Genomic DNA, 16,283 nt, shown 5'->3' on the forward strand with positions numbered 1-16,283 from the left:
TGTGACACGGCGCCGGGCGGGGGCCGGTCACGGCGTGCGCGCGGGCTCCGTCTCCTCCCGGGCCTCCCGGCGCGGGAGCAGCAGCGGGGTCGCGAGCAGCAGGACGCCCGCCAGGGCGATGGCGGTCCGGGGCCCGGTGACCGCGGCGAGGAGGCCCCACAGGGCGGTCAGGGCAGCGATGGAGATCTTGCCGGTGACCGACCAGGCGGTCAGGACGCGGGCGACCCGGTCGGAGGGCGTCAGGGTGAGGCGCCGGGCGGCGAACACCGGGTTGAACACGCCCGTGCAGGCGATCAGCGCGAACTCGACCGCCATGACGAGCAGGAGGCCGGTGACGCCGGGGTGGACGAAGGCGAGGCCGACCGACCAGAGGGCGCGCAGCGTGCCCGCGGTGCGCAGGACCCGGTGCCGGCCGAACCGTGCGACGAGCCGTCCGGCCAGGCGCGCGCCCAGGAGGCCGCCGAGGCAGGGGACGGCGAAGGCGAGGCCGTACTGCCAGGGCGGGAAGCCCAGCGGTCCCAGCATGAGGACGGCGAGCAGCGGCGCGACGGCCATGATCAGGCCGTTGACGAGGACGGTGTGGAGGAAGAGGGGGCGCAGGACGGGGTGGGCGAGGATGTGGCGCCAGCCGGTGAGCAGGTCCCCGGCGTCCGGCCGGGGCGGCCGCCCGGCGGGATGCTTGCGGGGCTCCTCCGCCCGGATCGACCGGAGGCCCGCCGCCGAGAGGACGTAGCTCACCGCGTCGGCCACCACCGTCGCCACCGGGCCGAGGAGGGCGATCAGGCCGCCGCCGAGCGGCGGTCCCAGGACGGTGGCGGTCCAGTTCGTGGATTCCAGGCGTCCCTGGGCGGTGACCAGGTCGTCGGGGCGGACGAGCCACTTCAGGAAGGCGCCGGAGGCCGCGCCGAAGACGATGTCGGAGGCCGCCACGACGACGGCGGCGACCAGGAGGTGGGTGAAGCCGAGCAGGCCGAACGCGTACGCGGCGGCGACGCTCAGCAAGGCCGCGCAGCGGACGAGGTCCGCCGCGACCATCACGGGCCGTTTGCGGCGGGCCTCCGTCCAGGGGCCGAGCGGGATCGCGGCGGCCGCGCCCACGGCGGCCCCGAGGGCTGCCAGGGCCGACACCTCGGCGGCGCCCCGGTGCAGCACCGTGATCGCGATCAGCGGGAAGGCGTCGAACGCGAGCCGGGTGCCCACGGCACTGGCCGCGTACGCCGCCCACAGCCGTCCGAAGTCCCGCCCGAGGGGCGTCCCGCCCGCCATGTGCCCGTACCCCTCTCGTCGTCCCGGCGCGGTCGCGCACCGGCCGCCCATCAAAGCCGGATCGGGGCGCCCCGGCCAAATGCGCGCTCGTACGCCGGGCGGCGGGTCCTAAAATCGGGAGGTCCAGGCGGAAGGGAGCCGGTGATGAGGTGGAGCGTCGACGCCCTGGTGGGGGTGCTCGTCGTCCTGACCGCCTTGGGACTCATCGCGACGGGCATGTTCCGCGAGGGGTGGTCCGTGCGGCCGTTCGCCGCCTCGCGCGCGCGTGGCTTCGCCCAGCGGGAGTACTCCCGGAACCTCCAGCGGGCGGCCGACCACGTGATCGCGTCGGCCCGCCGGGCCGCCGGCGAGGGCGAACCGGCGATCGTCACCGTGGCGGCCGTGGTGCGGACGGCGGAGGAGCGCTACGGGTACGACACGGTGGAGCGGCGGCACGCGGCGGCGGCGCTGCGGCGCCGGTACGAGCACGGGCGGTGCGCCGCCGACTGCGTGACGGACGCCTACGGCTGAGCGTCCTCCCCGGGCACGGGCGTCGCCTGGTGGTAGTACATGCGCATGCGTCCGCCGTCGGCCTCGGGGGCGCGGCGCCAGACCGAGCTGCGCCGGGCCCGGTGGCCGTCGCGGACCGTCTCGAACGTGAGGTGGACGACGCCGGGCGCGAGCGGTGTCCCGGTGACGGCGGACGGCCGGTAGTGCGTTCCGTCCTCGGGGTCGCCGGCCATGTCGGGGAGGGCGGCGAGCATCTCCTCGTACGTCCAGCGGCGGCCCGAGGCCCCGACCTCGGTGAACTCGGGGTCGAGGAGTTCGGCGGCGAGCGGGCGGGAGAGGCGTACGGCCGGGTCGAGGAGGCGCAGTTCGCCCTCGACGGCCTCGGCGACGTCGGGGTGGCCGGAGGGGTCGGGATGGTCGGCGGGAAGCGCTCGGCGGTCTTGTTCCATGACGGGATTGTCCCCTCCCCCGTACCCGCCGACCAGGCGTTTTCCGGGTCGGCGGATACGGGGCGGGCTCCTACTCGAAGGCCGCGGCGGCCTCCTTCAGGGCGGCGGCGACGGTCTCGGGCGCATCGGGGCCGGGGGCGCCGGGCCGGTAGGTGACGGAGCGGAGGCGGCCGGTGAAGCGGAAGGAGCGGTGGCGTTCGTGGAGCGGCCAGGAGACGGGGGACTTGCGGTCGACGCCGACGCTGATGCCCTGGAAGGGGGCCATGCCGATCAGCTGGTGGACGCTGTCGGGTGCGGCCCGGTGCTCGCCGTCGACGGTGACGGCGAACCGCCAGCGCAGGCCCTCCTCGGCGGTGGCGGTGACGCGGACGTCGTGCGGGCCGGGGCCGAGGGGTCCGGCGTCGGTCTCGTGGAGGGTGCCGTACTCGTTGTACGCGAGGACCAGGCGCCCGTCCTCGACGTACAGGCTGTAGCCGCCGCCCTGGTCGCCGTGGGAGACGAGGACCCCGTCGCCGGTCTCCTCGATGTCGACGGCGATCTCGAAGGAGCGCAGGGAGACGAGCCGGGAGGAGCGGTAGCGCTCCAGCTCGGGGGTGCCGGGCAGCAGCGTGAGCGGGCGGGTCAGGCGCTGCTCGGCGGGGTTGCGGCGGGCGAGGGCGCCGCTGTGGTCGGGCAGCGGGAAGACGCCGTTGCGCCGGGCGGCGTCCTCCCAGGCGGCCGACAGCTCCTTGACGAGGTCGGGGTGGTCGGCGGCGAGGTCGTGGATCTCGGTGGGGTCGGTCCTGATGTCGTACAGGGCCCACTCGGAGTCGTCGTAGGGGGCGCCGGGGCGGTGCAGGGTGACGAGCTTGTGGCCGTCGCGGTAGTGGCTGCGGTTGCCGGTCATCTCGCAGTACTGCTCGGGGTGGGTCGAGTCGTGGGCCGGGTCGGCGAGGACGGGGGTGAAGCTGACGCCGTCCGGCTCCTGGAGGGGGACGCCCCGGCGGCTCTCCGGCCGGGCGAGACCGGCGAGTTCGAGGAGGGTGGGGGCGATGTCGGTGACGTACTGGTACTGGGGACGGAGCCCGGCGGCGAGGCGGCCGTCGCGGACGCCCTCCGGCCAGGACAGGACGAAGGGGACGCGGACGCCGCCGGCGTAGGTGTGGCCCTTGTAGAGGCGGAAGGGGGTGTTGGAGGCCATGCCCCAGCCGCGCGGGTAGTGGACGAGGCTGCGGGGGCCGCCGATCAGCTCGGGGTCGCGGTCGACGTCGGGGTTCCAGTCGCCGGGGAGGCGGGGGTGGTGGACGAAGCGGCTGAAGTAGGAGCGGGTGCCCTCCGCGCCGCCCTCGCCGGTGCCGCCGTTGTCGGAGGTGAAGACGACGATGGTGTTGTCGAGTTCGCCGAGCGCGTCGAGGGTGGCGGTGAGCCGGCCGAGGTTCTGGTCGATGTTGTCGACGAGGGCCGCGTACACCTCCATGTAGCGGGCGTAGAGACGCTGTCGCTCCTCGGTGAGGGAGTCCCAGGCGGGCACGTCGAGTCCGGCCTCGCTGTTGCGGGCGGGGAGTTCGGTGCCGGGCGGGAAGAGTCCGGCGGCGAGCTGGGCGGCGAAGCGGCGCTCGCGCAGGACGTCCCAGCCCTCGTCGTAGCGGCCCCGGTGGCGGGCGATGTCCTCGGCCCTGGCCTGGAGCGGGCCGTGGACGGCGTTGTGGGCGAGGTAGAGGAAGAAGGGCTTGTCGGGGTCGTGGGCGCGCAGCGACTTCACCATGGAGATCGCCTGGTCGGTGATGTCGTCGGTGTAGTAGTAGTCGTCGGGGAACTCGTCGATGTCGAGCGGGCTGTTGTCCCGGACGAGCTGGTGCGGGTGGAAGAGGCTGGTGAGGCCCTCCAGGACTCCGTAGTACTGGTCGAAGCCCTTCTGGAGCGGCCAGTTGCCCCGGTGGTCGGCGGCGTTGGAGGCGGAGTCGCGGACGAGGTGCCACTTGCCGACGGCGTAGGTGGCGTAGCCGGCGTCGTGGAGGAGTTCGGCCAGGGTGGGGATGTCGTCGGCGATCTCCATGCCGTAGCCGGGGAAGCCGGGGTCGGAGTTGGCGACCATGGCGTAGCCGACGCGGTGCGGGTTGAGGCCGGTGAGCAGGGCGGCGCGGGCCGGCGAGCAGAGCGGCATGGTGTGGTAGTTGGTGAGCCGCACGCCGTCGTCGGCGAGGGCGTCGAGGACCGGGGTGGGGATCTCGGAGCCGAAGGGGCCGATGTCGCTGAAGCCCATGTCGTCGACGAGGACGACGACGATGTTGGGGGCCTTGGCGGGCGGTGCGGTACGGGCGGGCCAGGCGGGTTCGGACTCCGCGAAGGTGCGGCCGACGCGTCCGGCGAAGCCCTCGTAGGGGTCGCGGCGGGGGGCGGTCGGGGCGGTTTCGCCGGGGGTGCCGGTGGTCATGCGGGGGCGGGTCCTTCCGGGAGGAGCGAGCGGGCGACGCGGAAGCCGCCGTGGCCGGTCGAGGAGTCGGGCGTGTTGTGGGAGCGGGCGGCGACCCGGTAGCGGTTGCAGTAGGAGGAGTGGCAGAGGTAGGAGCCGCCGCGGATGACGCGCTCGGCCGTCTCCGCGGAACCGGTCGGGTCGAAGGCGTCGGCAGGGGCGAAGGCGTCGGCGCACCACTCCCAGACGTTGCCGGAGGTGTTGTACAGGCCGTGGCCGTTGGGCTCGTACGCGGTGACCGGGACGGTGCCGACGCGTCCGCCGGGCCGGTCGGAGCGGTGCGGGAAGTCCCCGAGCCAGGTGTTGCACCTCTCCCGGCCGTCCGGGGTGAGGTCGTCGCCCCACGGGTAGCGGGCGCCGTCGAGGCCGCCGCGCGCCGCGTACTCCCACTCGGCCTCGGTGGGCAGCCGGACGTCCGCCCAGGCGCAGTAGGCGAGGGCGTCGTCGTACGAGATGTGGACGACGGGGTGGTCGGCGCGGCCTTCGAGGTCGGAGCCGGGGCCCTCCGGGGCGTGCCAGGAGGCGCCCTCGACGCCGAGCCACCAGGGGGCCTGCGGGACCCGGCCGAGGACGTGGCGCTCGGCGGCGGGGTGGAGCAGGAGGTGGAAGACGAAGGAGGAGCCGAAGCGTTCGGCATCGGTGCGGTGTCCGGTGGCTTCGACGAACCGCGCGTACTGCTCGTTGGTGACGGCGGTGGCGCCGATCGCGAAGGGGGCGACGGTCACCTCCCGGGCGGGCCCCTCGTGGTCGGCGGGGTAGCCCTCGCCGAAGGCGTCGCCCATGCGGAAGGCGCCGCCCGCCAGTTCGAGCAGGGGCTGGGGCGGCGGGGCGGTCCGTACGGTCGGCAGCGGGAGCAGTTCGACGGCGGCCGGGTGGCCGCTCCCGCCCGCGCAGGTGCGGCCGGGGGTGCAGCAGGCGCTCACGCGGACACCGCCCCGGCGGTGGCGGGCACGGGCGCGGCCGTGACCGGTACGGGTTCCGGCGCGGCGGCGAGCAGCGCGCGGGTGTAGGGGTCGCGGGGCCGCTCGCACAGCTCGTCGGCGGCGCCGGTCTCCACGATCCGGCCCTCGTGCATCACGGCGATGCGGTGGCTGACCTGGCGGACCACGGCCAGGTCGTGGGCGATGAAGACGAGGGCGAGGCCCAGGTCGCGCTGGAGGTCGGTGAGGAGGCCGACGATCTGCGCCTGGACGGAGACGTCGAGCGCCGAGACGGGTTCGTCGCAGATGAGGACGGACGGCTCCGGGGCGAGCGCGCGGGCGATGCCGACGCGCTGGCGCTGGCCGCCGGAGAAGGAGCGCGGGTGCCGGTCGGCGGCGGCCGGGTCGAGGCCGACGAGGCGCAGGAGCTCCGCGACGCGGTCGGCCCGCTCGGCCGGGGCGACGGTCCCGAAGGCCCGCAGCGGCTCGGCGACGATCTCCCCCACGCTCATGCGGGGGTTGAGGGAGGCGTACGGGTCCTGGAAGACCATCTGGACGCGGCGGCGCACGGCGCGCAGCTCGGCGCGGCCGGGGCGGGTGACGTCCTCTCCGTCGAGGAGGATCCGGCCGCCGTCGGACGGGTGGGCGTGGGCGAGGACCCGGGCGAGGGTGGACTTGCCGGAGCCGGACTCCCCGACGATGCCCAGGGTCTCGCCCGCCGCGAGGGTGAGGGAGACGTCGTCGAGGGCGGTGAAGGTGCGGCGGCCCCGGCCCCGGTACGTCTTGCGGAGCCCTTCGGCGGCCAGGACGACGGCGCCGGGCGCGGGCCGGTCGATCCGGGCGGGCGGCGGGGGCGGCGGCAGCGGCTCGGCGCGTTCGGCGGCGGGCAGGCAGGCCGCGCGGACGGTGCCGGTGAGGGCGACGAGCGGGGGCGCGGTCGTGTGGCAGTGGTCCTCGGCGAGGGCGCAGCGGGCGGCGAACGCGCAGCCGGCGAGGGGCAGGGAGAGGTCGGGAGGAGTGCCGGGGATGCCGGTGAGACGGGTGCCGGAGGGCGCGGAGAGCCGGGGCACGGCGGCGAGCAGGCCGGCCGTGTAGGGGTGCCGGGGGCGGGTGAGGACCTCGGCGGTGGGGCCGTCCTCGACGACGGTGCCGCCGTACATGACGAGGACCCGTTCGCAGGCGCGGGCGACCACGCCCATGTTGTGGGTGATGAGGACGAGGGCGGTGCCGGTGGTGCGGGTGAGGTCGCCGAGGAGGGTGAGGATCTGGTCCTGGACGGTGGCGTCGAGGGCGGTGGTGGGCTCGTCGGCGAGGAGGACGTCGGGTTCGCCGGCGAGGGCCATGGCGATGAGGATGCGCTGGCGCTGGCCGCCGGAGAACTGGTGCGGGTGGTCGTCGAGGCGGCGCTCGGGGTCGGGGATGCCGACGAGGCGCAGGAGTTCGAGGGCGCGGGCGCGGCGGGCGGCCTTGCCGGGGCGGGCGGGCCTGTCGGGGCGGGCGGGCCTGTCGGCGGCCCCGTCGGTGCCGGTGCCGGTGCCGTTCGCGCCCGTGCGGTCCCGGTCGCCGTGCGCCCTGAGCACCTCGTCGAGGTGGCGGCCGATGCTGAGGACGGGGTTCAGGGCCGTCATCGGGTCCTGGAAGATCATGCCGATCCGGGCTCCGCGCACCTCCCGCAGCCGGTCCTCCGTGGCCGTGGCGAGGTCCTCCCCGTCGAGGAGGACGGAGCCGCCGGTGATCCGGCCGGTGCCGGGGAGCATCCGGAGCAGGGCCAGGGCGGTGGTGGACTTCCCGGAGCCGGACTCGCCGACGACGGCGAGCGTCTCGCCCCTGCGGAGCGTGAAGGAGACGTCCCGCACGGCGTGCAGGGGCCGGCCGTCGGGGGTGGTGAACCCCACGTCCAGGCCCCGGACTTCGAGGAGCGGAGGGGTGGTCATCGGCGTATCTCCCGGTTCAGTGCCTCGGCGACCAGGGAGAGGCCGAGGACGAGCGCGGTCACGGTCACGAGCGGTCCGGCGGCGAAGTGCGGGGCCTGGGCCAGATAGGGCATGGACTGGCTGAGGACGGCGCCGAGGGTGGGTTCGGGCGGCCGGACGCCGACGCCGAGGAAGCTCATGGCGCCTTCGATGAAGACGGCGACGGTGAGGGAGACGGCGATCTGGACGACGAGCGGGTCGGCGGCGTTGGGCAGGACGTGCCGGGTGAGGATCCGGCCGCCGGAGGTGCCGCCGACGCGGGCGGCCGTCACGTACTCCCGGCCGCGCTGGACGAGGATGCCCGTGCGCAGCAGCCGTCCGAAGACGGGGATCTCGGCCAGGGCGATCACCAGGATCACGGGCAGCCGGCCGGGGCCGAGGATGGCCGTGATGGCGAGCGCCAGGATCAGTCCGGGGAAGGCGAGGACCAGGTCGAAGAGGCGCTGGACGACGGTGTCGGCGACCGGGTGGGCGGCGGCGGCCAGGGCGAGGAGGCAGCCGAGGAGCGCGCCGAGCGGCACGGAGACCGCGATGATGCCGAGGTCCGCGCGGATGCCGTGGAGCAGCCGGGACAGCAGGTCGCGGCCGAGGTCGTCGGTGCCGAGCGGGTGTCCGGGGGTGCCGGGTCCGGCGAGCGTCAGGGCGCTCTGGTCGGTGGGGCCGTGGCCGGAGAGGAGCGGGGCGAGGAGTCCGGCGAGGACGACCAGGCCGACGAGGGCGAGTCCGGTGCGGCCGCGCGCGGTGGCGAGGGCGGCCCGGTAGGGGTGGCGCGGCCGGCGCGCGAGGGGCGGCGCGGCCTTCGTGAGGGTGCTCATGGCGGTCACTCCCACCTGATCCGGGGGTCGAGCCAGGCGTGGACGAGGTCGGTGAGGAGCTGGACGAGGACGAAGACGGTGACGAGGAGGAGCAGGAGGTCCTGGACGACGGGGTAGTCCCGGCGGACCAGGGCCTGTTCGGCGAGCTGGCCGAGGCCGGGCCAGGCGAAGATCGCCTCGACGAGGACGGCGCCGCCGAGGAGGTTGCCGGTCTGCATGCCGAGGAGGGTGACGACGGGCGGGAGCGCGTTCGGCAGGGCGTGGCGCCACAGCAGGCGGCGGGGGGCGACGCCGGCGGCGGTGGCGGTGCGGACGTAGTCCTCGCCGAGGGCGCGTTCGATGCCGTCCTTGAGGTAGCGGCCGAGGACGGCGGCGCTGGGCAGGGCGAGGCAGAGGGCGGGCAGCAGCAGGTACTGGACGCCCAGGTCGGGTGCGGCGAGCAGGGGGACGCGGCCGCCCGGGGGCAGGACGCCGAGGAGGACGGAGAAGAGGAGGACGAGGAGGACGCCGGTGACGAAGGGCGGCACGGCGAGGGCTCCCGTGGTGAGGACCCGTACGGCGGTGCGCACCCAGCGGTTGCGGGAGGTGGCGCCGAGGATGCCGAGGGCGGCGCCGAGGACGACGACGAACAGCAGTGCGCCGAGGGTGAGTTCGACGGTGGCGCCGAGTCCGTCGCCGATGAGGTCGGCGGTCTGTCCGCCGATCGCGTAGGACGGTCCGAGGTCACCGGTGAGGAGGTCGCCGAGCCAGCGGAGGTACTGGGCGGGCAGGGGTTCGTCGAGGCCGAGGCGCGCCCGGATGGCGGCCTCGGTCTCGGCGCTCGCGTCGGGTCCGGCGAGGACGGCCGCCGGGTCGCCGGGGACGAGCCGGAGGACGGCGAAGGCGACGAAGGAGGCGACGAGGAGGACGAGGAGCGCGGAGGGGAGCCTCCGCAGCAGGTAGCCGCGCATCTCAGCCCGCCAGGTGGGCGTCGTCGAGGTTGAGGTAGGTGAACTTGTTGAGGGTGACGCCGCGCAGCTTCTTGGCGGCGACCTGGACGGAGCCCCGGATGACGAGGTCGATGATGAACGCCTCGTCGAGGAGGGTGTCGGTGATCTGCTGCCGCAGGGCGTTGGCGCGGGCGCCGGTCTCGGGGGTGGTCCAGGCGTCGCGGACGACCTTGGTGTAGTGGGCGGAGCGGAACCTGGAGGTGTTCTTGGCCTCGTTGAAGGGATAGGCGCTGACGGCGAGGGTGGACGGCTGGACCTGGGCGAAGCCGTGGCTCATGGTCCAGAGGCCGGGCATGGACTGGGAGATGAGGTTCTTCTGGGCGGTGGCGGGGTCGGTGGGTCCGAGGGTGACCCGGACGCCGATCTGCTTGAGGTCGTACTGGACGGCCTCGGCCACCGCGGTGTCGCCGGGCAGGTTGATGTGGAGGAGCGGCAGGTCGAGGGTGGTGTGGCCGGCGGACTTGAGGAGTTCGCGGGCCTTGCCCGGGTCGTAGGTGTAGTGGGTGCGGCCGGCCTCGCTGAAGGCGGGCGAGGACTTGGGCCAGGGGGTGGCGGAGGCGAGTCCGTAGCCGCCGAGGACCTGCTTGAGGATCCGTTCGCGGTCGATGCCCCACGCGAGGGCCTGCCGGACGGTCTTGTCGTTCAGCGGGGCGACGGTGGTGTTGACGCCGAGGTAGTGGGCGCCGCCGCCGGTGGCGTACTCGCTGATGACGAGTTCGGGATCGGCGGCGAGGGTGGCGAGGTTCCGGCCGGGGACGCCGTAGGAGAGCTGGGTCTGTCCGGTGCGCAGGGAGGAGAGGAGTGCGTCGGCCTGGGAGATGACGCGGAACTCGACGGCGTCCAGGTAGGGGCGGTCGGGCTGCCAGTACTTCTCGTTGCGGGTGAGGCTGAGGCCGGTGCCGGGGCTCCACTTGGTGAGCTTGAAGGGGCCGGTGCCGTTGAGCTTCTTGCCGGCGACGGCTTCCTCGACGCTGTTCCGGTCGGTGATGATCATGAACTCGAAGAGGTCGAACAGGTTGTTCACCGGGTGGGCGAGCTTGAGGGCGAGCTCGTGGTCGCCGCGCTTCTCGAAACCGGTGATCGCGGCGGCGGTTGACCTCAACTGGGCGGCGCGCAGCGGGTTCTGGAGGTTCTTCACGGCGAAGATCACGTCGTCGGCGGTGAAGGGCCGGCCGTCGTGGTAGGTGACGCCGGTGCGCAGCTTCAGGGTGATGCCGCGGCCGTCCTCGGCGTACTCCCAGGAGGTGGCGAGCTCCGGCTGCGGCGTCAGTCGGTCGTCGTAGCGGATGAGGGTGTTGTAGACCAGGCGCTGCTGGAGCGACTGGCTGCTCTGGGCGAAGAGCAGGCTGGGCGTGAAGTCCGAGTTGACGGCGACGCTGAGGGTGCCGCCGCGCCGGGGCTTCGCCGCCGCCTCGGCGCCGGCCGCCTCGGGTCCGGCCTCGGAGACCGCCGAACGGCAGCCCGCCAGGCCGAGCCCGAGCAGCAGGGTGCCGCCGCCCGCGGCGCGCAGGGTGGTGCGCCGGGAGAGGGCGGTGGGCGTGGTGGGGTGCAGCTCGGTCATCGGTGCCTGCCTGTGAAAGGGGTGGAGGTCCGCAGGGCGCGCGGAATTGTTTCCGCTGCGGAAGGAAAGAACTACGAAGGGGTACGAGGGTGCGCGGAGCCGGGTACGGAGGTGCGCGGGACCGGCTACGGGCGGCGAAGGGGTGCGGTGGCGGGGAGCCGGGGGTCACGGAGCCGCGGGCTCCGGGACCTTCGTGCCACGGAGCCGCGGAGGAGGCTTCGGGGCCTTCGCGTCACGGAGCCGTGGCGGTGCGACCGGTCGGCGGCCGGAGCGTCGGGGCGCTCGCCGGCCGTCGGCGACGGGGGTGCGGCGGGCGGCCCGGGTCCGGCGGGGCCGGTGCGGGAGGGGCGTGGCCGGTGCGACGACCGGCGCCGGGGTCAGGCGCGGACGGCACAGACCGCGCTGGCCTGTCGACAGAGGTCGACGTGCCTGCGGGAGATGAGGCGCATGTCCGGATTCACGGGAGCAATATGACAGCGGCTTCGCGGAGCGGTCAACCGGCGTTGACCGCATTCCGAGACGGAATCACTCTCCCTCCCCTGTGGGCAGAAGCTCTTCGAGGGTCTCAAGAGGCCTTCTGAACAGGGGATTCAGGAGAACCGTGCCCGCCGCGACGGGCAGTGTGGCCGGTCCGGCATGTGGACTGACGATGCGTTCGGGGTCTCCGCAGACGTGCGAGAGGTCGATCGCGGCGCCCCGGATCTCCTCCAGGTACTCCGGTTCGATGACGCTGGCCTGCTCGGTCACCACGACCAGGTCGGGGTTGAGGACGTCGAGCAGGAGCGCCACCGCGCGGCCGACCGCGCGGGCCCGTTCGCGCAGCAGCCGGTCGGCGCGCCGGTCCCCGGCCGCCGCCGCGTCCACCACGAGGGAGGTGTCGGGCTCGGGCACGATGCCGCGGCGCACGGCGGTCCGTCCGAGGGCGGTGTTCGACGCGGTCGCCTCCAGGCAGCCCGAACGCCCGCAGGAGCAGGGGACCGTGGAGTCGGGGACGGGCAGGTGCGCCACGTCGCCGGCCGCCGCCCCGGGCCCCTGGTGCACGACCCCCGCGAGCCCGACGGCCGCGTCGACGACGTTGCCGACGAAGAGGTGCACGAGGCTGCGGCGGGCGGCGGGACGGCCGAAGAGGATCTCCGACTGGGCGATGGAACGGGCGTGGTTGTCCAGGCGCACGGTACGTCCGCCGAGGCCCCGGGCGAGTTCGGCGGCGAGCGGTCTGCGGCGCCAGCCGAGGGCGTCGTGGCGGACCACCGTCCCTTCGGCGGGGTCCACCCAGCCGCCGATCGCGGCGCCGACCCCGAGCAGGGGCCGGCTCCGGGTGTGCTCGTCGAGGAAGCCGCGCAGCTCGCGGGCGAGTTCCCCAGGCAGGTCGTCCGGTGCGATGCCCCCGTGCGCGTGGGTGTGGCGGGCCAGGACCCGGCCGCGCAGGTCGACCAGGGCGAAGGTCGAGCCGGGGACGCCGAGGTGGACGCCGCCGACGACGGGTCCTCCACCGGCGCCGATGTGCAGGTCGACGGGGATCTGGGGCCGCCCCACTCCCCCGCCGCCGGCGAGTTCGGGCAGTTCGCGCAGGAGGCCGAGCCGGGTGAGGTCGGTGGCCTGGCGGGAGACGGCGGCGGGGCTGAGCCCGGAGAGCCGGGCGACGGCGCTGCGGGCGACGGGCCCGTGGTCGAGGACGGTCCGCAGGACGGTGGCGGCGTTCGCCTCGCGCCTGCCGTCGCCCGCCATCCGGGGGCCGTGCGGGCTGGTCGTGGTCATGGGTGCCTCTCTGGTCACTGTTGCGGCGGTGTGAAATCCCGTACGCCCGCCGGTACGGCCGCCGCCTGCCGTACGGAACCGGCCGCGTCCGCCGGACGGGAGGGGATCATCGCTGGTCAAGGGGTGTCCGGCGGGGTGCGGGAGGGCGGGCCGGCGGCACCGGGCAGGCGCCGATTCAACCACCGGGGGCGGCGGTTCGGGGAGCGGACGGGCGCTTGACGGGCGGCGGCGGGCGCTGCGAGGCTCCGGGACATGTTCGCGACCTCCTCCTGTCCCGCCGTCTCCGGCGTCTGACCCTCGCGACCCTCCGCGTGACCGGTTCGCCGGCTCCGCTCCCGTGACCCGGCCGCCGCCGGACCCGCTCCGTACCGCACCGGGCTCTTCACCCCGCTCCCGGGCCCGGTGGGCATACGCCTCCGGTCCGGCCTCTCCGTCGGTTCATTACTTCCGCTCCGAGATTAATTCCTCCGGGCCTGTTCACCCGGACCTCCGAAAGGACCCGCCATGGCGACCGCCACCACCTCTCCCGACGTCCGGCAGGACACCGACCAGGGGATCACCGTCCGGAAGGTCGGCGGGCGCCTCGGCGCCGTCATCTCCGGCGTCCGCCTCGGCGGCGACCTGCCCGCCGAGACCGTCGCCGGGATCCGCGCCGCGCTCCTGGCGCACAAGGTCGTCTTCTTCCGCGGCCAGGACCACCTGGACGAGGAGGCCCACGAGGCCTTCGGCCGCCTCCTCGGCACGCCCGTCGCCCACCCCACCGTCCCCTCCGCCGACGGCCGCTACTCGCTGCCGATCGACTCGGACTTCGGCGGCCGGGCCAACCAGTGGCACACCGACGTCACCTTCGTCCCGGCCTACCCGGCCTTCTCGATCCTGCGCGCGGTCGTCGTCCCGCCGTACGGCGGCAACACTCTGTGGGCGAACACGGCGACCGCGTACGAGAACCTCCCCGAGCCGCTGCGGGCGCTGGCCGACAGCCTGCGCGCGGTGCACTCCAACGACTACGACTACGCGGCCCTGCGCCCCGGCATCCTGCCCGAGCAGCTCGCGCGCTTCCGCGAGATCTTCTCCTCCACCAAGTTCCTGACCGAGCACCCGGTCGTACGGGTCCACCCGGAGACCGGCGAGCGGACCCTGCTGATCGGCAACTTCGTCCAGCGGATCAGCGGTCTGACGGGCGCCGACTCGCGGGACCTGTTCTCCCTCCTCCAGCGGCATGTCGAGCGCCCGGAGAACACCGTCCGCTGGCAGTGGCAGGTCGGCGACGTCGCCATCTGGGACAACCGCGCCACCCAGCACTACGGCGTGGACGACTCCGACGAGCACGACCGCAAGCTGCGCCGGGTGACCATCGACGGCGACGTGCCCGTCGGCGTGGACGGGCGCTCCTCGGTGCTGCTCGCGCCCGAGTCGGTGCCGGACCCGGCGTTCGGCATCGCCTCCGGCGCCTCGGCGGCGGACGCGACGGCCGATGCGGCGGCCGGCGTGGCGGAGACCTCCGCCGCATGACGGGAGTCCCGCCCCGGGTGATCGTGGTCCTCACCGACCAGCAGCGGTGGGACACCGCGGGCGTCCACGGCAACCCGGCGGGGGTGACCCCCGAGTTCGACCGGATGGCCCGCGAGGGCACGCTGATCGAGCGGGCGATCACCCCCAACCCGGTCTGCGCGCCGGCCCGTTCGGCGCTCCAGACCGGCCGCTGGCCGACCTCCACCGGGGTCTTCCGCAACGGCCTCCCGCTGCCGGAGGACGTCCCCACCCTCGCCTCGGTCCTCGGCGCGGCGGGGTACGCGACCGGTTACATCGGCAAGTGGCACCTGGCCGGCGAGGAGAACCCGGACGGCCCCGTGCCGCCCGGGCTCCGGGGCGGCTACGCCCACTGGCTGGCCTCGGACCGGCTGGAGTTCACCTCGGACGCGTACCGCACGGTGGTGCACGACGAGGAGGGCGAGCCGGTCCGGCTGCCGGGCTACCGCTCGGACGCCCTGGTGGACGCGGCGATCCGGTTCGTCGCCGACCACCACGACCGGCCGTTCCTGCTCTTCCTCTCGCTGCTCGAACCGCACCACCAGAACCCCACGGACGACTACCCGGCCCCCGCCGGGTACCGGGAGCGGTACGAGGGCCGCTGGCTGCCGCCCGACCTCGCCGCGCTGAGCCCCGGCGCCCCGCACGGCGGCGCGCACCGGCACCTCGGCGGCTATCTGGGGCAGGTCAGGCGGGTGGACGAGGGCGTGGGCCGGCTCCGGGACGCGCTGCGCTCCCTGGGCGTCGAGGACGACACGGTCCTCGCCTGGACCGCCGACCACGGCTCCCACTTCCGTACGCGGAACTCCGAGTACAAGCGGTCCGCGCACGACTCCTCGGTGCGGGTGCCGTGGGCCCTGACCGGTCCCGGCTTCCGGGGCGGCGGGCTGGTCCGGCGGCCGGTGTCCACGGCCGACCTGATGCCGACGCTGGTCAAGGCGGTGGGGCTCGACGTGCCCGAGGGGGTGCAGGGCCGGTCGCTGCTGCCGCTGGTCGGCGGCGGGACGGACCCGGGCCGGCCGGAGTCGGTCTTCGTCCAGATCAGCGAGGACCAGGTGGGCCGGGCCGTACGGACCGAGCGGTGGAAGTACGTGGTGTCGGCGCCGCCCGGGACCGACGCCTGGCGCGAGACGGCGGCCGACCGCTACCGGGAGACGGAGCTGTACGACCTGGACTCCGACCCGTACGAGCTGGAGAACCTGGTGGGGCTCGCCTCGCACCGGGAGGTGGCCGACGGGCTGCGGGAGGCGCTGGCCGGGTGGCTGCTGCGGGTGGAGGGGACGGAGCCGGCGGTCGAACCGGCCGAGCCGCGCTCGCTCCCCCAGCGGAGCCCGGACTCCTTCCCGCACGGGCGGGTGCCGTGGGAGGGGGGTGAGGTTCGGGCACCACTGAGACGCGCGACCACGGGTCAGGCAGGTCAGGCAGGTCAGGCAGGTCAGGCAGGCTTGGCGTAGTCGCCGAAGCCCGACCAGTCGAGGACCACGCACGGCTCGTCGTCGAGGACCCACGCGTCGTGACCGGGCTCGACCTTCATGAAGTCGCCCGGTCCGAACTCCTCGGTCTCGCCGTCGTCCATGACGACCTTCAACCGGCCGCTGACGACGTACCCGACGTGGGCGGCCCGACAGCTGTCGGTGCCCGCGATCGGCCCGACGTGTTCGGTCCACCGCCAGCCCGGTTCGAACACGGCGCGGCCGACCGGGCCGCGCTCGTCGGTCAGCAGGTCGAGCCTGCCCTTGCCGTCCTCGAAGGGACGGGTCTCGTCGGCTGAATCGAAGCTTCTCCGCACGATGCCGGTCATCGTCCGCTCCCGGCGCTGAAAGGTCGGTTCCCCGAGTTCCCTTCCAGGCTACGCCGTTCTCCGCAGGCCGGCCGCTTGCCGAACGGTCGATTCCCTTTGGCGGAACCCAGCACATCCGCAGTGCGAATTCTGTACACATCCCCCAGGGGACAGAACTACACATAAAGGCCAGATAAGAGCACAATGAAACAGCGGCGCAATGCGCCGCAAGCGCGGCCCGACATGCAAGACGCCAGAAGGAGGCGAGTCACATGGCCGACGTCTCTCATCGCCACGGTGA

The 16,283-nt window shown here is 74.4% G+C and carries 14 protein-coding genes; 3 read left to right on the forward strand and 11 right to left on the reverse strand.

All coding sequences use genetic code 11. The annotated features are described in order from the left end of the window. Positions 1-27 precede the first annotated feature (27 nt). A complete protein-coding gene (locus tag AB0398_RS29405) occupies positions 28-1,266 on the reverse strand; it encodes an MFS transporter (RefSeq protein ID WP_366378677.1) in 1,239 nt (412 codons plus the stop codon). A 144-nt stretch (positions 1,267-1,410) separates the two neighbouring features. On the opposite strand from AB0398_RS29405, the gene AB0398_RS29410 reads away from it, so the two are divergent. Continuing rightward, the gene (locus AB0398_RS29410; RefSeq protein ID WP_366378678.1) at positions 1,411-1,776 is read left to right on the forward strand and encodes a hypothetical protein; all 366 of its coding nucleotides are present in this window, start codon (positions 1,411-1,413) and stop codon (positions 1,774-1,776) included. On the opposite strand, the gene AB0398_RS29415 is transcribed toward AB0398_RS29410, so the two are convergent. The 9 genes from AB0398_RS29415 to AB0398_RS29455 all read right to left on the reverse strand — a co-directional run bounded on the left by AB0398_RS29415 (position 1,767) and on the right by AB0398_RS29455 (position 12,672). Next, positions 1,767-2,204 (reverse strand): nuclear transport factor 2 family protein, encoded by a 438-nt coding sequence (locus AB0398_RS29415; RefSeq protein ID WP_366378679.1) that lies wholly within the window; start codon positions 2,202-2,204, stop codon positions 1,767-1,769. The genes AB0398_RS29410 and AB0398_RS29415 overlap by 10 nt on opposite strands. Positions 2,205-2,274: 70 nt before the next feature. After that, positions 2,275-4,617, reverse strand: a complete 2,343-nt coding sequence (locus AB0398_RS29420) for an arylsulfatase (protein WP_366378680.1) — start codon at positions 4,615-4,617, stop codon at positions 2,275-2,277. After that, positions 4,614-5,438 (reverse strand): formylglycine-generating enzyme family protein, encoded by an 825-nt coding sequence (locus AB0398_RS29425; RefSeq protein ID WP_366378716.1) that lies wholly within the window; start codon positions 5,436-5,438, stop codon positions 4,614-4,616. Before AB0398_RS29425 ends, AB0398_RS29420 begins: the two co-directional genes overlap by 4 nt. 137 nt (positions 5,439-5,575) lie before the next feature. After that, positions 5,576-7,510 carry an ABC transporter ATP-binding protein gene (locus AB0398_RS29430; RefSeq protein WP_366378681.1) on the reverse strand — a complete coding sequence of 645 codons (1,935 nt, stop codon included), beginning with the start codon at positions 7,508-7,510 and terminating at the stop codon, positions 5,576-5,578. After that, positions 7,507-8,364 (reverse strand): ABC transporter permease, encoded by an 858-nt coding sequence (locus tag AB0398_RS29435; RefSeq protein ID WP_366378682.1) that lies wholly within the window; start codon positions 8,362-8,364, stop codon positions 7,507-7,509. Before AB0398_RS29435 ends, AB0398_RS29430 begins: the two co-directional genes overlap by 4 nt. A 5-nt stretch (positions 8,365-8,369) precedes the next feature. After that, on the reverse strand, positions 8,370-9,314 hold the full coding sequence (locus tag AB0398_RS29440) for an ABC transporter permease (RefSeq protein ID WP_366378683.1): 945 nt from the start codon (positions 9,312-9,314) through the stop codon (positions 8,370-8,372). 1 nt (position 9,315) lies between these two features. Further along, positions 9,316-10,914 carry an ABC transporter substrate-binding protein gene (locus AB0398_RS29445; RefSeq protein WP_366378684.1) on the reverse strand — a complete coding sequence of 533 codons (1,599 nt, stop codon included), beginning with the start codon at positions 10,912-10,914 and terminating at the stop codon, positions 9,316-9,318. Positions 10,915-11,291: 377 nt separating this feature from the next. Continuing rightward, positions 11,292-11,363, reverse strand: coding sequence for a putative leader peptide (locus AB0398_RS29450; protein ID WP_313896399.1), 72 nt, complete (start codon positions 11,361-11,363; stop codon positions 11,292-11,294). 76 nt (positions 11,364-11,439) lie between these two features. Further along, complete coding sequence (locus AB0398_RS29455) at positions 11,440-12,672, reverse strand: ROK family protein (protein ID WP_366378685.1); 1,233 nt, start codon at positions 12,670-12,672, stop codon at positions 11,440-11,442. A gap of 504 nt (positions 12,673-13,176) precedes the next feature. Between AB0398_RS29455 and AB0398_RS29460 the strand changes: the two genes are divergently transcribed. Further along, positions 13,177-14,184, forward strand: a complete 1,008-nt coding sequence (locus tag AB0398_RS29460; RefSeq protein WP_366378686.1) for a TauD/TfdA family dioxygenase — start codon at positions 13,177-13,179, stop codon at positions 14,182-14,184. Continuing rightward, complete coding sequence (locus tag AB0398_RS29465) at positions 14,181-15,656, forward strand: sulfatase-like hydrolase/transferase (protein WP_366378687.1); 1,476 nt, start codon at positions 14,181-14,183, stop codon at positions 15,654-15,656. The genes AB0398_RS29460 and AB0398_RS29465 overlap by 4 nt, the downstream gene beginning before the upstream one ends. On the opposite strand, the gene AB0398_RS29470 is transcribed toward AB0398_RS29465, so the two are convergent. Continuing rightward, positions 15,638-16,003: a cupin domain-containing protein gene (locus AB0398_RS29470; protein ID WP_366378688.1), complete on the reverse strand. Its 366-nt coding sequence runs from the start codon at positions 16,001-16,003 to the stop codon at positions 15,638-15,640. The genes AB0398_RS29465 and AB0398_RS29470 overlap by 19 nt on opposite strands. Positions 16,004-16,283 lie beyond the last annotated feature (280 nt).

Source organism: Streptomyces sp. NPDC086147, from assembly GCF_040702165.1.
Classification (GTDB): domain Bacteria; phylum Actinomycetota; class Actinomycetes; order Streptomycetales; family Streptomycetaceae; genus Streptomyces.

What these genes read in the sequence shown, in the direction of transcription:
- AB0398_RS29405 (WP_366378677.1), bottom strand. Translation starts at nt 1,266, where the DNA reads ATGGCGGGCGGGACGCCCCTCGGGCGGGACTTCGGACGGCTGTGGGCG.
- AB0398_RS29410 (WP_366378678.1), top strand. Translation starts at nt 1,411, where the DNA reads ATGAGGTGGAGCGTCGACGCCCTGGTGGGGGTGCTCGTCGTCCTGACC.
- AB0398_RS29415 (WP_366378679.1), bottom strand. Translation starts at nt 2,204, where the DNA reads ATGGAACAAGACCGCCGAGCGCTTCCCGCCGACCATCCCGACCCCTCC.
- AB0398_RS29420 (WP_366378680.1), bottom strand. Translation starts at nt 4,617, where the DNA reads ATGACCACCGGCACCCCCGGCGAAACCGCCCCGACCGCCCCCCGCCGC.
- AB0398_RS29425 (WP_366378716.1), bottom strand. Translation starts at nt 5,438, where the DNA reads ATGGGCGACGCCTTCGGCGAGGGCTACCCCGCCGACCACGAGGGGCCC.
- AB0398_RS29430 (WP_366378681.1), bottom strand. Translation starts at nt 7,510, where the DNA reads ATGACCACCCCTCCGCTCCTCGAAGTCCGGGGCCTGGACGTGGGGTTC.
- AB0398_RS29435 (WP_366378682.1), bottom strand. Translation starts at nt 8,364, where the DNA reads ATGAGCACCCTCACGAAGGCCGCGCCGCCCCTCGCGCGCCGGCCGCGC.
- AB0398_RS29440 (WP_366378683.1), bottom strand. Translation starts at nt 9,314, where the DNA reads ATGCGCGGCTACCTGCTGCGGAGGCTCCCCTCCGCGCTCCTCGTCCTC.
- AB0398_RS29445 (WP_366378684.1), bottom strand. Translation starts at nt 10,914, where the DNA reads ATGACCGAGCTGCACCCCACCACGCCCACCGCCCTCTCCCGGCGCACC.
- AB0398_RS29455 (WP_366378685.1), bottom strand. Translation starts at nt 12,672, where the DNA reads ATGACCACGACCAGCCCGCACGGCCCCCGGATGGCGGGCGACGGCAGG.
- AB0398_RS29460 (WP_366378686.1), top strand. Translation starts at nt 13,177, where the DNA reads ATGGCGACCGCCACCACCTCTCCCGACGTCCGGCAGGACACCGACCAG.
- AB0398_RS29465 (WP_366378687.1), top strand. Translation starts at nt 14,181, where the DNA reads ATGACGGGAGTCCCGCCCCGGGTGATCGTGGTCCTCACCGACCAGCAG.
- AB0398_RS29470 (WP_366378688.1), bottom strand. Translation starts at nt 16,003, where the DNA reads ATGACCGGCATCGTGCGGAGAAGCTTCGATTCAGCCGACGAGACCCGT.